At 38.5% G+C, this 14045-nt stretch carries 11 protein-coding genes; 5 read left to right on the top strand and 6 right to left on the bottom strand.

The genetic code is table 11. The features are described 5' to 3' along the window. Positions 1 to 182 precede the first annotated feature (182 nt). Positions 183 to 1043: an AraC family transcriptional regulator gene (locus tag BM143_RS08475; RefSeq protein ID WP_090024101.1), complete on the bottom strand. Its 861-nt coding sequence runs from the start codon at positions 1041 to 1043 to the stop codon at positions 183 to 185. 195 nt (positions 1044 to 1238) lie between these two features. On the opposite strand from BM143_RS08475, the gene BM143_RS08480 reads away from it, so the two are divergent. Then, positions 1239 to 2441, top strand: a complete 1203-nt coding sequence (locus BM143_RS08480) for an MFS transporter (RefSeq protein WP_175548877.1) — start codon at positions 1239 to 1241, stop codon at positions 2439 to 2441. Positions 2442 to 2996: 555 nt separating this feature from the next. On the opposite strand, the gene BM143_RS08485 is transcribed toward BM143_RS08480, so the two are convergent. Continuing rightward, positions 2997 to 3377, bottom strand: a complete 381-nt coding sequence (locus BM143_RS08485; RefSeq protein ID WP_090024102.1) for a SpoIIAA family protein — start codon at positions 3375 to 3377, stop codon at positions 2997 to 2999. Positions 3378 to 3493: 116 nt separating this feature from the next. Between BM143_RS08485 and BM143_RS08490 the strand changes: the two genes are divergently transcribed. Beyond that, positions 3494 to 4699, top strand: coding sequence for an NAD(P)/FAD-dependent oxidoreductase (locus BM143_RS08490; protein ID WP_090024103.1), 1206 nt, complete (start codon positions 3494 to 3496; stop codon positions 4697 to 4699). 112 nt (positions 4700 to 4811) lie between these two features. On the opposite strand, the gene BM143_RS08495 is transcribed toward BM143_RS08490, so the two are convergent. The 4 genes from BM143_RS08495 to BM143_RS08510 all read right to left on the bottom strand — a co-directional run bounded on the left by BM143_RS08495 (position 4812) and on the right by BM143_RS08510 (position 10504). Further along, positions 4812 to 6008, bottom strand: a complete 1197-nt coding sequence (locus BM143_RS08495; RefSeq protein ID WP_090024104.1) for a vWA domain-containing protein — start codon at positions 6006 to 6008, stop codon at positions 4812 to 4814. Between the two features lie 19 nt (positions 6009 to 6027). After that, the gene (locus tag BM143_RS08500; RefSeq protein ID WP_090024105.1) at positions 6028 to 7629 is read right to left on the bottom strand and encodes a DUF4139 domain-containing protein; all 1602 of its coding nucleotides are present in this window, start codon (positions 7627 to 7629) and stop codon (positions 6028 to 6030) included. Positions 7630 to 7783: 154 nt separating this feature from the next. Beyond that, positions 7784 to 8458, bottom strand: coding sequence for an SIMPL domain-containing protein (locus tag BM143_RS08505; protein ID WP_090024106.1), 675 nt, complete (start codon positions 8456 to 8458; stop codon positions 7784 to 7786). Between the two features lie 291 nt (positions 8459 to 8749). Continuing rightward, entirely contained in the window at positions 8750 to 10504 is a 1755-nt protein-coding gene (locus tag BM143_RS08510) for an amidohydrolase family protein (protein WP_090024107.1), read from the bottom strand. Between the two features lie 195 nt (positions 10505 to 10699). On the opposite strand from BM143_RS08510, the gene BM143_RS08515 reads away from it, so the two are divergent. The 3 genes from BM143_RS08515 to BM143_RS08525 all read left to right on the top strand — a co-directional run bounded on the left by BM143_RS08515 (position 10700) and on the right by BM143_RS08525 (position 14012). Then, entirely contained in the window at positions 10700 to 12481 is a 1782-nt protein-coding gene (locus BM143_RS08515; protein ID WP_228430729.1) for a histidine kinase, read from the top strand. Positions 12482 to 12491: 10 nt separating this feature from the next. Continuing rightward, complete coding sequence (locus BM143_RS08520; RefSeq protein WP_139222012.1) at positions 12492 to 13211, top strand: PA3715 family protein; 720 nt, start codon at positions 12492 to 12494, stop codon at positions 13209 to 13211. 66 nt (positions 13212 to 13277) lie between these two features. Continuing rightward, positions 13278 to 14012, top strand: coding sequence for a LytR/AlgR family response regulator transcription factor (locus tag BM143_RS08525; protein ID WP_090024109.1), 735 nt, complete (start codon positions 13278 to 13280; stop codon positions 14010 to 14012). Positions 14013 to 14045: the final 33 nt, after the last annotated feature.

The following is a 14045-nucleotide window of genomic DNA, read 5'->3' on the forward strand; positions in this document are numbered from 1 at the left end:
AAAAAATAACCACAAAAGTTACAAAAGCTTTTTAACACTTAAGTTATTTTAAGTTTAATTACTTCATAAATAACAAGAACACATTAGTTTTAAGAAAAAATCAAAGATTTTTATTAATGATATTATCCATAAACATCTGTGTCAATCTGTGCAATTTGTGGTGAAAAAATACTAACCAGAAACTAACCTCCCATCTCAATATTCTTCAAATACTTTTTCCGGAATTCCGATGGCGTTTCACCCGTATGCTGTTTGAACAGTTTATTGAAATAGGACAAACTCTCAAAACCCACCTGAAAACAAACCTCCGTCACAGAATAATCCTTCAGCAGAAATATCTTAGCCTGATTGATTCTGTAGTTATTGACAAACTCCGTGAAGGTCATATTCGTCTGCTTTTTAAAATAGCGGCAGAAAGCGGGCGTACTTAGACTGACGATCTTTGCAATTTCGTTGACATTCGGTTTTTTATCATAGTTTTCATGGATATAATCGTAGATGGTTCCCATTCTGATCTTGTCATTCAGGAACCACTTTATTCTCGTATCTTCTTTATTCAGCTCCTTTACTTCGTCTGTGGCGGCGAGGATTTGCAGAATTTCAATCAGCCCTATGAGAGAATCAAATGAGTTTTTCTCTTTCATCTCATTGAGCTTTTCAACAACCATTTTCTTGGTTTCTCCTGAGAACGAAAGTCCCAGATAGGATCTTTCCAGAAGTTTTTTGATGTTGTCAAACTCAGGAACGGGGAAAATGATATCCTGAAGGAAGTTCTCTCTCATTTGCAAAACGAGCTGTCTGCACTCCGTCTGGATGCCATAATCGAAATTAAGATGCGGAACATTGGAACCAATCAGCAACAGATCGCTTTCTGTAAAACCTGAAATATCACGGCCTACATGGCGGATTCCATTGACGGCTTCCACATAGACCAGTTCGATTTCGGGATGATGGTGCCAGAAAAAACAGTTCTTTAAGGACGGCGAAAAAAGCTTAAAAGACTTTCCTTTTTCAAATTCTATCACTTCTTTCTGGATTTTCATTTTGTTCTCATTTGATTGATTCTGATTTTAAAATTACATAAAAAGGTTAATATGGAGCAAATTTTTATCATCTCAGGAGAAGTAAAAGCCAATATTTCTTGCGATTTTTGCACTTTCAAAATAAAGGTGGGAAACTGTTTTTATTTTTCAGAAAAAATCACTTAAAATTTAATTCGAAAAAGAAGTTTACTCACAATGAAGATTGATAAAAGAATAATACCGCTGGCCATAGGCGGACTGGGAATCGGAACTACGGAATTTACCGTCATGGGACTGCTTCCTGATATTGCGAATACCCTCAAAATTTCCATTCCTGAAGCAGGACACCTGATCTCGGCTTATGCGATGGGAGTGGTGATCGGAGCACCCATACTGATTGGATATTCTGTGAAATTTCCCCCTAAAAAGGTGCTGATGGTTTTAATGATCCTCTTCACCTTATTCAACGGACTTTCTGCAGTGATGCCGGATTACACGAGCATGCTGATCATGAGATTCATGTCCGGACTTCCTCACGGAGCATTTTTCGGAGTAGGAACGGTGGTGGCATCGAGGATGGCAGGAAAAGGGAAGGAGGCATTTTATATATCCCTAATGTTTACCGGGCTTACGGTGGCCAACCTGATTATGGTTCCGCTTGTTACCTACATAGGACATGCGTATCACTGGAAACTCTACTTTGCGATTGTAGCACTGATCGGTCTTTTTGCGATATTATTCCTGAAATTATGGCTTCCTGCCATAGAATCGAATCAGGATACGCATTTCCTGGAAGAACTGAAATTCCTTAAAAATAAACAGTCGTGGCTGGTATTGGGAATTACAGCCATTGGATTCGGTGGACTTTTCACCTGGTTCAGTTATATCACACCTTTAATGACCATCGTTGCCGGAATCCAAAGCAATCAGATGGCGTATGTCATGATTCTTGCCGGCGCAGGAATGGTGGTGGGGAACCTTGCCGGAGGATTTATTTCCGACCGTCTCGGACCTGAAAAAACATGTGCATTACTGATCTTCCTGATGATGATCTCTCTGGGAGGGGTATTTTTATTTGCCGAACATCAGAATATAGCATTAATCCTGACATTTATCTGCGGAGCACTGTCAATGTCGGTTGCCGCACCCATTAATATTATGATGATGAAAGCGGCCCCAAAAAGTGAAATGATGGCTGCCGCGTTTATGCAGGCTGCTTTTAATATTGCCAATGCGATGGGTGCCTTTTTAGGAGGAATTCCATTAGAATATGGCTTTTCATTCAAGTACCCTTCATTGGTAGGAGTGGGGATGACGTTCATAGGTCTTGCCATAAGCTTAAGATACAGATACCTGTATGGCAAAGAAACTCCGGATAATGACGACACAGCTGTAGAATGCGTGCCTTGTGATAAATAAAGAAATAAGTGAAAGGAGATACATGGAATAATGGGATCAATTTCAAAAATTGGAAAGCGGATATGTTTTTTTAACGCAAAGAAATTGATTATCCTATTGATAAAGGGAAGCAAAGGCAGAATCAATTTCATTGATTCGATTAAGCAGACGTTATATCTGGAAGCTTCATCAGCGACGAAGTCGAACTCTTTGCCTCCTTCAACTCAAAAGCATTTTTCATAGAACTTTGCGTAAAAAAAACCATCTATCTCCAAGTTTTGTACATGATCCGAATAATGTAGTATTTAACATCACTGACACATACAAAAAGAGACTTTGCACATTCATTTGAGCAAAGTCTCTTTTTTATTATCATATGGCTGAGATGAGAAGACGTCAATGGTGAATTTTGCTTTGCAAGTGAATGGTGAATTTCTGAGTAAATGTAAGACATCAGACATCAGATTTGTATGTTGAGATTAAGGAAAGTGAAAACCTCCAACTCGAAGACCGCTTTAAATAACTCATAATTTATAACTCATCACTTTTCAAAACCCTCATACTCTCAAACACAAATCACACCTCCACTTCATCTCCGTTTTTACACCAATAAAGCGCGTTATATAAATTTTCTTTAGGAAAAGATTTAAATTCTCCCGGCATCAGGACACTGAAAATATCGGTAAAGTTCTGTACAGCTTCTTTGTCTGTAACAATGGCTGCCCGATTCCATTTTGAAAGGTTTTTTAATCCTAAAAGAGCATCCTGAAGCCATGCTCCCATGGTAAACTTATCCAGATCTGTGTCCAGATATAAGAGATAGTTGAGCTCGCCAAACTGGTCTACTTTATCTTTTACATGAGGAATGACAAGGTTTTCAAAATCTTCTCTGGTTATTTCTCCGGTTGCACTGAATGCAGCAACATTTTCCGGAGCTTCTGGAATAATCGTTATCATATAATTTATTTTTAATGTGGTTGGATTTTAAACTGGGTACAATAATTGCACCATAATTTGATAATAAATCGTTAAAATACTTATAAATATTAGTGTTTTTAATACAATATTCAATTATGGATTTAAAATCGAACGAACCTTTCTGGCTGATAAAGAACGGACTTATAGAGTCTTATCCTTCCCTGAAATCAAATGAAAACTGCGATGTTTTAATTATCGGTGGCGGTATTACCGGAAGCCTTATTGCCCATCAGATGATCAGTGACGGATACAAAACAATCCTGATTGATAAACGCGAAATCTGTAATGGAAGCACTTCTGCCACTACATCTATGCTGCAATATGAAATAGACGTTCCTCTTTATGAACTGATTGAAAAGATAGGTGAAAAAGGAGCTGTAGCAAGTTATAAAGCCTGTTCTGATGCAATAGACAACCTTGAAAAGATCACAAAGCAGATCAAGTCTGATGCAGGTTTTAAACGAAAAAAATCGCTGTATTTTGCTTCAAAAAAGAAAGATGTAAAGTGGCTTCAGGAAGAATGTAAAGCCAGAAAAAATGCCGGATTCAATGTCAAATGGCTCGAAGCAGAACAAATTGTAGAACAGTTCGGATTTGAAAATACCTATGGCGGTATTCTTTCAAAACAGGGAGCCAGCATTGATGCGTTTAAATTTGCCCATGAACTACTGGAGCATAATGCAAGAAAAGGCTTAAAAATCTTTGATAAAACCGAAATGAAGAAAGTAGAATATCACAAAGGTTTTAATCTGGTAACTGTTGAAAGCGGCTTTCAAATCAAGGCTAAAAAAGTGATCTACTGCATTGGTTATGAAAGTAAAAATCTATTGAAGGAAAACTTTGTGGATTTAAAAAGTACTTTCGCCATCGTTTCAGAAATTGATGATGATAAATTCAAAAACATCAGCAGTACATTAGTCTGGAATACCGATGATCCTTACATCTACATGAGAACCACGGATGATGGAAGACTTCTGATTGGTGGAGGAGATGAAGATTTCTATGATGCCGAAAAACGGGATGCTCTTCTCGGTAAAAAAGAGAAAGAAATTCTCAAAAACCTCAAAAAAATAAATCCCGATTATCATTTCTATACCGATTTTGTCTGGGCCGGAACTTTCGGGGAAACCAAAGACGGATTGCCCTATATCGGAGAGCATAAAAAATTTAAAAACTCATACTTTGTTCTGGGCTTCGGAGGAAACGGAATCACTTTTTCAGTGACGGGAATGGAGATGGTTTCTCAGTTTATGAAAAACAAAAAGCATCTGTTGTCTGACTATTTTCAATTCGGAAGATAAAAAAACTGGTGACCTCGGAAAACTCGGCCACCAGAAGTATGAAAAATAAAATTGAGATTAAGGCTATGATATGAACTGGTGGCTTCGAGTGCCTCAGCCGCCAGTATCAAAACTATTTCGAAGTATATCCACTCGTTTTTGCCTGTTCCAGAATAGACCTTTCAATCGCTTTTCCAAGGTCGTCAGAATCTGCATTGCCCCGTTTTTTCATTTCGGCATCAATATATTCCTGACGTTTTCTGGACAGCTCTTCAATCTCCTTCTGAATTTTCCCGCGCTCCGAGGATTTTACAGCAACGGCTTTTTTAATTTCTTCCTTGCTTTTACCTTTCAGTTCGGCAGGAAGCGCATCGTCTTTTACAGTAGCGATAAAGCCTGCATCTTTTTCTGCTTTGTCCACAAGATCCCAGTGATCATTTTTATAGGCATTCTTCTTAGACTTGGCAACGGTTCTTTCAACATAATTGGAAACCGACTGTACCTCAGCATTCCTGTCTTGAGCTGCCTGCTTAAGTTTATATTCAGAGCCGTGATTTCCGTAGAAAATATAGGTGTCATTCAGTCTGGTGTTACATTCTGAAATTCTTACATCATAAGGCGTTTCAATATAAATGACCTTTCTGTCGCTGTCGATATTGAAGTATTTCCCGCCGCCTACAACCGCTCCGTTCTGCCAGAAGGTTTGGGTACCTTCCTCTCTGCTTCCGCAAAAAATGGTATTCGTGTAGATATTTTTGCTTTTTGCTTTGGAGATGACTTCTTTGTAATTTACTTTCCCCTGATCGAATGGTTCATTACCGGCAATATAGATCAGTTTCATGCTTTTTTCATTGCCATCCCAGTTCAGATTCATCGAGGCGTCACGGATCACTGCACCGCAGTATTCATTACCGCCGTTGGTTCTCAGGGCAAATAATTTCTCGGAAACCAGATCCAGATCCTGGGTAAGCGGAGTAACCTGGCGGATGTAATTTTCATCACGAATACCGTCATTTCCGTATTCATAAAGGGCAATTTCTACCTGAGGAGCCTTTCCGTTGTACTTCAGTGTGGTCAATGTGTTCACAATATTCCAAAGCCTGGATTTAGCCTGATCAATCAACCCGTCCATACTGTTGGAAGTGTCCAGAAGAAGGGCAACCTGGATTTTATTATCCTTTGATGGCGTTGGAGTCTCAGGTACGGTGGCATTGTGTACCAATGCTGCTCTGTCTGTTGTCGTGCTGTTTGAACAGCGGATGTCTGAAAAACTGCCGGAGCTTAAAAAAGCGGTAACGGCTGTCATTGCTAAGATTTTTAAAGTTGTCATACTGTTATTTTTTTATTGGTTATCTGCTGTAATACTGAATCTGCATTTCTTTCGGATACTTCACTTCATAAGAGAAATTGATTTTGTCCGAACTTCCGCTGCCGATGTTTCTGTTCCAAAGAATACTTCCTGTTTTCTCATCAAAACTTCCGTTTCCAATCTCTAAGGCTTTAACCTGAATCTTCGAATTTTCGCTGATCGGAAGCTGATCCAGGATTTCCAGCTCAATGCTTTCTTTGGTATTGTTTCTGATGCTGATCTGGAAGGATTCTGTTTCCCACTTATTGCTGTTGAAGTTTTTCTGAGACGTTTTATCCTCCAGTTTGATTCTTTTTACGGTAATTCTCTCATCCACACCCAGAGAAATAGGGAATTCATCTTTTACATAATTGCTTGCAATGCTGGTTTTGCCGATATAATTATCTTCAAAATAGATATTGGCTTCTCCGGAGATCAGATTAAGATTCTGCCAGTTTTTAATGAATGCCATCAGGAATACCTGGTTGTTCAGTTTCGGAACGGTGTGGTATTTATAGGTAGCATCGATTTGTTTTTTATCAAGGATGACATATTGTTCTTTTTCCTGGCTTAAGATCGTCTGGTTATAATTAAGTTCATAGATGACGTTCATCTGGCTGTCCGAAACAGTGGCTACAGGGATTTGACGTGGTGTAACCAGCACTTCATCTCTCATCTGATAAGAATTTACTTCTTTTGCAGCAGCTTTCAGCCTGTAATTGGCGGTTTCAGCCTGTGCATTGTGTGGCGTATATTCAGCGACATACAACGGAGAAAGAATCGGTCTGTCCTGATTGTAAGATGGTCTGTAGGTCGAAACAAATAATTTTACATTTTTCCAGTCCTGTCCGGTTTTCTGGTAGATTTTTCCCTTATAAACCATTTCAAGAGGCTTCTTCACCGATTCTGCGCGAAGATCATAAGATGGAACCCAGCCTGCATCAGAAACGATATAGCTTACGCCTAAGTTCAGATTCGTTTCATGGTCTGCAAGAATTTCCAGAAGAAGCTCTTTTCTGTTGGTGTTTTTGTTCGTCTGTTCTTCTGCGAACTGATTGCTGATCTTAGCAATACCTTCGTCCAAAACCGTTTTCTGCTCATTCAAAACAAAAACCTGATTGTCGATTTCCAGCATTCTTTTTCTGTAGAATTCAGTCAGTTTGATCAGTTGTTCCTGCGGAGTAGATTTATCGTTGGTAGAGACCTTTAAATTGTCATTGATGATATTCTGCTCACCCGTGAGGTTCTTAATCTGAATATTCAGCAGATTGACCTGTCTTTGTAATTTTTTTCTTTCATCATCCAGTTTCTTTTCTCCTGCAGAGAAATCTTCATCTTTCAGAAAGTTGCTCTGTGGCGTGATGGAAAGTAGTGTTGTATTTTTTTCAAGATTGATCTTGTAGGTATTTTCGTCCAGATTGTTGGGAAGGTTGATGATTCTTACCATATTTCTTCCTTTCTGTAGGGTAACGGACGTACTTCCGAAAACTTTGGCGCCCTGAAGGAAAACAGTAGCCTGTTTCACTTCAATTTCCTTCTTGATTTCCTGTCCTTTTAAGAATGAAACAGAAAATGCGATGAGTAGTAATAAATAGCGTTTCATAGTGTATTATTTTAATTCCTGTAGTAAAATTATCTCTATTTAAAGCTGAAAATGGGGAGACTTGGTGAAACCTGACTTTCACTTGGTGAGCTTAAATATCAGCCTGAAAAAAGAAAAACAGCCCTTTCGGACTGTCTTTTTAAATCTGTTAATTCTAAAGGATTTCGTATCTTGTTTTGATGCTGTATTTCAGCTTGATGTTTTCGATATTGTCAAAAGAAAAATCTATCGTAGCGTCTGCTGCCTCCATCTGCATATTTCTCACACTGCTTTTATAAGCTACAGGAAGAACCATATCGCTGGTGTAATCTTCAATTTCGATGATCTCAAGCGGAGCTCCTGTTTTTTTACCCATACTTTCCAGCAGGTAATCTGCTTTTTCTTTGGCTGCCTTTAAAGCATTGATCTTAACCGTTTTTCTGAAGTCGGCTATCTTAGTGCTCTTCACTTCGGCAACATTCAGGTTGCTTACCCATTTCTGGTTCAGGTCTTCAAATATTTTGCTGATGTTCGCTTTCGTATTCACTTTGAACTGGTAGCTCTTCGTGAACTTTCCGTTTTTAGCATATATATTCTGGTACATGGATTTGAATTTGATGTCTTCGTTTTTTACACCTCCATTCTTCAGCGTTTCAAACAGTTTCTTTTCATTATCCGCCAGATCGTTTTTGTTATCAGCCTTAATGCCTACGCTAAAGATGATTTCATCCGGTTCCACTTCCAGTTCTGCAATCCCTGTAACTTCAATTGCATTTTTCTTTACTTCCTGTGCATTTACAAAACTTCCCAGGGTAAAGATTCCGATCAATAAAAAATGTCTCAATTTCATAATTTCTTGTTTTAAATTCTGATGTAAAATTACTGCGATCCGAAACCCGAAATAAAGAGACTTGGTGAAATGAGGTTTTCACTTGGTGGATGCCCATAAAAAAGGCGATCCCCGTGAGAATCGCCTTTTCAAGCTTTTTAAAATTTGATTTTAAACCATTAAGATCAATGAAGGATGTAAGGTTAGTTAAGAAAAAATCAAATGATTTTTTAAGCTATATGTCTTAAAGCGAAGCTAAAACTTATTATTCTTAAAGGCTTAACAAGAATCTTAATGGTTCAAAAAATAAGTTTAATAAATAAAATAAACCTTTGAAATTTTATCATTTTTAATCTCATAAATAGCGGTTGCCTCGGTCTTTACGCCGGGTCTCAGCCCTGTAACACTTTCTTTATCAATAACAGAATTAAGATTGACAATTCTCTGTTTGATCTCACAGTGCAGATCCGGATATTTTTCAAACATAGCGGAATAGGTCTTTCTCATAGCTTCTTTTCCTTTACTGATCAGCTTTCCGGGGAACTGATAAAGCTCCACATCATCAGCATAAGGTTCCAGAAAAGCATCAATATTTCTTGCATTATAAGCATTGAGCTGCTGCTGAGCCAGGGATTCCGGTGTCACTTTAACAATTTTTGCAAGATCTACAGGCAACCCGTTTTTCATGACCACATCAATTTTCGTGAGATTATCCAGATGATCTATCGGATTGGCATTCAGTAAAACAAAATCGGCGGTTTTGCCTGCTTCTATGCTGCCGTATTCATTGTCTTTATTGAGGATCTTCGCCGGAATGATAGTGGCCGACTGAAGGATCTGCCATTCATTCATACCGCTTTCTTTCATCGCTTTAAGTTCTGCGAGAAAGGATGATGCATGTTGTGTCCCTATATTTCCGGCATCGGTACCGGCAGCAAGCATTACGCCTCCATCAGCCAGTTTTTTGAGATTGACTTTTCGGATGGAGTCTGTTTTTGAAATGTAGGCTTTTATCTTAGGGTCACTGAACCGGACTTTACGTTTATTGAGCATCGCAGAATCTGAAGTTTGCGTAAGATGCTTTAGATCATACATAGAGCCAATGCTTTGAGGATTGGAGTTTTCCAGTTCATAGGTATTGTAAACTTTCTTTTGTCCGTAGGTGTCATAATAATTATCCATGACCGTAAGGGTAGGGCTTAGAATGACTTTTTTTGATTTTAAAAGTTTTACAAAATCATCAGAAACAATTTCGTCTTCTATATTATGAACCAGAAAATCAGCACCGTTGAGTACTGCTGTTTCCGCGGTTAAGCGTTCTGTAGCGTGAATGGCAACCTTTAAATTATTTCTGTGTGCCTCATCAATCACCGCTTTTATAGTCGGTTCCAGCTTCTTCGTCTGCTCTTTCTTTTTATCAGCATCTCCTGTGACGATATACCATATTTTGATGAAGTCTGGTTTATAAGGAATCTGTTCCTGCACGAGTTTTTTAGCATCATCAATGGATGTAAGCAGCCTGAAAGGTTCATTTTTATTGAGGTTTTTATACACTTCAGGTTCATAGGTCGTAATCAGTGGTCCGGACATATAGACTGAAGGAAGACGCTCATTGACTTTTAAAGAATCTCTAAGTTTCAATAAATTATAAGTCGCGCCCGGATCTATAACCGAAGTGATCCCCATTTTAAGATATCGCTGCATAAGATCTTCCATATGACTATGGCTCCAGCTGATCTCTTTTTCATAGGGAACATGTTTTCTAAGATCAATGACATCCGGTCTTGTGTACAAACCTCCGCTCTGGAAAAAGTGAACGTGTGAATCTGTCATTCCGGGGATCAGAAATTTTCCCTCACCATTGATGACGTGGGAATTCTGAGGAATTTTGATCTGCTTGCTGGGTTTTACGGCGGTAATGGTTTTTCCTGTCATGATAACAGTCTGGCCCGGAATCATCTTTTTATGGACTACATCGGCAACCGTTACATTCTGAATGTAGATCTGTGCATGGAAACTGCCTGCACAAAATAAAGCTACAAGTATAATCCGGAGTTTTTTATTCATAATTTTAGTATAAAGTGGTCCTACAAATATAGAGAAAGACTCACGCTTCTGGGGTATATTATTTTGGAACCATTTAAAAAATGAAAGGATGGATTGTTTGAAGGAGCAGACTTGGTGAATCGAAGTTTTGACTTGGTAAAGAATAGAAAAGGATACATAAAGTTTTAGTTACTTTGCATTAAAGATCTGAAATCCGTGAAATTAATTTTTAAAATACTTATTGTCTTCATTCTTGCTGCAGGAAATTTCTGTACAGCACAGGATTCTACACGGGTTACCCAGGCTTATAAATCTGCGGCAAGACTTAAAAAAGCAGTAGATAATAATGATAATAAAGGCGTGGCTGATTCTTATGTAGGCATTGCCAACGACTATTACAACCAGGGAAATTATGCCAAAAGTGAAGAGTTTCTGGTGAAAGCCCGAACCATCTATAAAAACCTTAACGACAAAAAAAATCTTGAATCCGTTACGAGGAAAATTGCCCAGTCACAGGAAAAGCAGAACAAAATAACACCGGCTATCAGCAATTACAGTAAGGCCGCCGAGATCAGCTACAGTGAAAATAACAGAATGGTGAATGCCAATGATGCTGCAAGGCTTTCTTCTCCTACCAATGAGCAGAAAGTGGAAGCCATTCAGGATAATATCAATCTGGGCCTTAGAACAAAAGACAAAGGTGATCTGGCCGCAAGTTACAGCCAGATGGCAGATGTGAATATACAGCAGAAAGATATTCCCAGAGCGGAAGAAAACCTGAACAGTGCCTACGCGATTTCCAAAAAAGAAGCACCACAGCAGGCATTGGAAATCAATCAGAAACTGACCAATTTCTATGTTGAAAACAGGAATTTTGACAAAGCCATTGAAGCCAAAAAGAAAGTCCTGAAAGAAGATTTTGTCAAAGAAAATTCTCAGGAAAAAGTCAACCAGATTCAGGAACTGGCCGATATTTATATTAAGAAAAATGATCCGGAAGAAGCTGTGGTATTATTAAAAAATGCTTACGGAATCGCTTTGGAAAAAGGGCACACGCTGGAAGCCCAGAAAAGTGTAAAAAGGCTGGACAGTCTCTACAGTATAACAGGAAATACGGAGGCTTCAGTTTCGCTGTACCGTGATTTCCTGGGGAAACTTCCGGATATTGTGTCCAAAGACCGAAGTCTTGTTGATAATAAAATTCTTGAAGATACTGAACAGAGAATTTCCCAGCTTGAAAAGGAAAAGGAACTGAAAGACCAGCTTATCCGTAAGAAGAATGTTTTCAATTACTATCTGATCGGGGTTCTGGTAGTACTGACCGGACTGATTATCTTTATTTTCAGAATGCTGAAGAAAGTTCAGATTAAAAATAAAAAAATCGCTCTGCAGTCGCTGCGCCGTGAAATGAATCCGCATTTTATCTTTAACAGCTTAAACAGTGTCAATCATTTTATCGCAACGAATAATGAATTGGAAGCCAATCAATATTTAACGAAATTCTCAAAACTGATGCGCGGGGTCATGGAAAATTCAGCCGAAGATTTCATTCCGTTTCAACAAGAGCTTGATCTGCTTCAGAATTATCTTGCCTTAGAGAAAACCCGTTTTGCCGATAAATTTGATTACGAAATTGATGTAGACGAAAGCCTGAATATGCAGAGTCTGAAAGTTCCCGGAATGCTTGTTCAGCCGTTCCTTGAAAATGCGGTATGGCACGGACTGCGTTATAGAAGCGACAAAGGATTTTTGAAATTAAGTTTTGAAAAAGAAGACCAGCATTTAAAAATCACGATCGAAGACAACGGAATTGGGATTGAAGAAAGCAAAAAACAAAAGACCGAACATCAGAAGACCAGAGAGGGACGCGGGATGAAAAATACGTTGGAAAGAATCAAGCTGCTGAATGATCTTTATAAAAAAGAAATCATCTGCTCCATAAAAGACAAGGACAGCAGCAGCGGTGTTTTGGTGAATATAAAAATAAATCTTGCTTAAAGAACGACAGATGAAAAAACATTTACTGATAGGGATTCTCATATTCTCATTCGCAGGAATCTTACACGGACAGGAGATCAACAGCAATCGGTTTGATAAGGTTGTGAAAAGCTTAAAGCTCGATAAAACCACCATCAAAGAGGAATTCTGTACCGAAAAGAAAATACCGAATGAAGAAGACTCTTATATCGCTGTTCTGCCCATTCTGCAGGGTAAAGAAGAAGAGGACTTTTTTGTGGTCCGGAATTATATTGTGATCACCAATGAAAATGGTGAAATCAAAAATCAGTATTTTGATCCGACTGAAATTACTTCAGATGCTATCATGTTAAGAAGTATTGTGATAGATACAGGTCTGTACACTATCAGCAATGGAATCCGTGCTTTTGGGGTCAAAGTGAGTGCTCAGAATGGCAGCCAGCCCAATCCCTATTCTACAGAAACAATTTCCCTGTATTATCCGACGGGGCAGACGCTTAAAAAGGTTTTAAATGAATTTGAATTAAACAGGTACGGTGCAGAATGGGATACCCGATGTACCGGAGAAGCTGATGAAGACCAATCTGTGATCATGATGGATAAAACGAAAACGAATCATTTCACCGACCTTAAAATCAAAACCATCTCAATTCACAGAAAAACCAAAGAAGTAAACGGAGACTGCAAAGAAAACGAAACCTCAAAAACCTCCTACCGCATTTTAAAATTTAAAAACGGAAAATACCAATAAATCCTACTCATTACCTTAATCCGCGATACCTGCAACCTATAATCTGCCACCTATTACCTGAAAAAAATGAAAATACAATCCGTAATCGTAGACGATGAGCTTATTGCAAGAGAAGTTCTCAGAAATTATATCACAAAATACTGTCCACAGATCGAAATTGTGGGCGAAGCGGAAAATATCAAAGAAGCCGTTCCGTTGATTGCTGAAAAGCGACCGCAGCTTGTCTTTCTGGATGTGGAAATGCCTTTCGGAAATGCTTTTGATGTGTTGGAAGCCACCAAAGAGTTTTCCTACGAAACCATCTTTATCACGGCTTTTTCTCAATATTCACTGCAGGCGCTTAATAAATCGGCCAGTTATTATATTTTAAAACCGATTGATATCCAGGAATTAATTTTAGCTGTAAATAAAGTCGCAGAAAGTCTTGAAAAGAAAGAAGAGCTTAACCGTAATAAAATCCTCCTGGAAAATTTAAAATTAAAACCTGAAAAGCAACAGCTGATCCTGCCTACACTTCAGGGGTTTGATGTCGTAAAAACTGAAGATATTCTAAGATTGCAGGCAGACGGAAATTTTACACAGGTATATCTGACCGACGGTTCTAAAAAAATGGTCTGCCGCTTTTTGAAACATTTCGATGATCTGCTGGAAAACCCTTTTGTAAGAGTTCACCGGTCCCATATCATCAATGCAGGATTTGTAAAATCTTACCATAAAAGCGGAACAGTAATGCTTTCCGATGATACGGAAATTGAGGTTTCAGGCAGTTTTAAAGACAATTTCCTGAAGGTCTTTTCCTAGAATTTATCGTTCATTAACAGCTTAAAGGCATTA

This window comes from Chryseobacterium oleae (assembly GCF_900115055.1).
GTDB lineage: Bacteria > Bacteroidota > Bacteroidia > Flavobacteriales > Weeksellaceae > Chryseobacterium > Chryseobacterium oleae.

What these genes read in the sequence shown, in the direction of transcription:
- BM143_RS08525 (WP_090024109.1), top strand. Translation starts at nt 13,278, where the DNA reads ATGAAAATACAATCCGTAATCGTAGACGATGAGCTTATTGCAAGAGAA.
- BM143_RS08505 (WP_090024106.1), bottom strand. Translation starts at nt 8,458, where the DNA reads ATGAAATTGAGACATTTTTTATTGATCGGAATCTTTACCCTGGGAAGT.
- BM143_RS08510 (WP_090024107.1), bottom strand. Translation starts at nt 10,504, where the DNA reads ATGAATAAAAAACTCCGGATTATACTTGTAGCTTTATTTTGTGCAGGC.
- BM143_RS08485 (WP_090024102.1), bottom strand. Translation starts at nt 3,377, where the DNA reads ATGATAACGATTATTCCAGAAGCTCCGGAAAATGTTGCTGCATTCAGT.
- BM143_RS08480 (WP_175548877.1), top strand. Translation starts at nt 1,239, where the DNA reads ATGAAGATTGATAAAAGAATAATACCGCTGGCCATAGGCGGACTGGGA.
- BM143_RS08475 (WP_090024101.1), bottom strand. Translation starts at nt 1,043, where the DNA reads ATGAAAATCCAGAAAGAAGTGATAGAATTTGAAAAAGGAAAGTCTTTT.
- BM143_RS08495 (WP_090024104.1), bottom strand. Translation starts at nt 6,008, where the DNA reads ATGACAACTTTAAAAATCTTAGCAATGACAGCCGTTACCGCTTTTTTA.
- BM143_RS08500 (WP_090024105.1), bottom strand. Translation starts at nt 7,629, where the DNA reads ATGAAACGCTATTTATTACTACTCATCGCATTTTCTGTTTCATTCTTA.
- BM143_RS08520 (WP_139222012.1), top strand. Translation starts at nt 12,492, where the DNA reads ATGAAAAAACATTTACTGATAGGGATTCTCATATTCTCATTCGCAGGA.
- BM143_RS08490 (WP_090024103.1), top strand. Translation starts at nt 3,494, where the DNA reads ATGGATTTAAAATCGAACGAACCTTTCTGGCTGATAAAGAACGGACTT.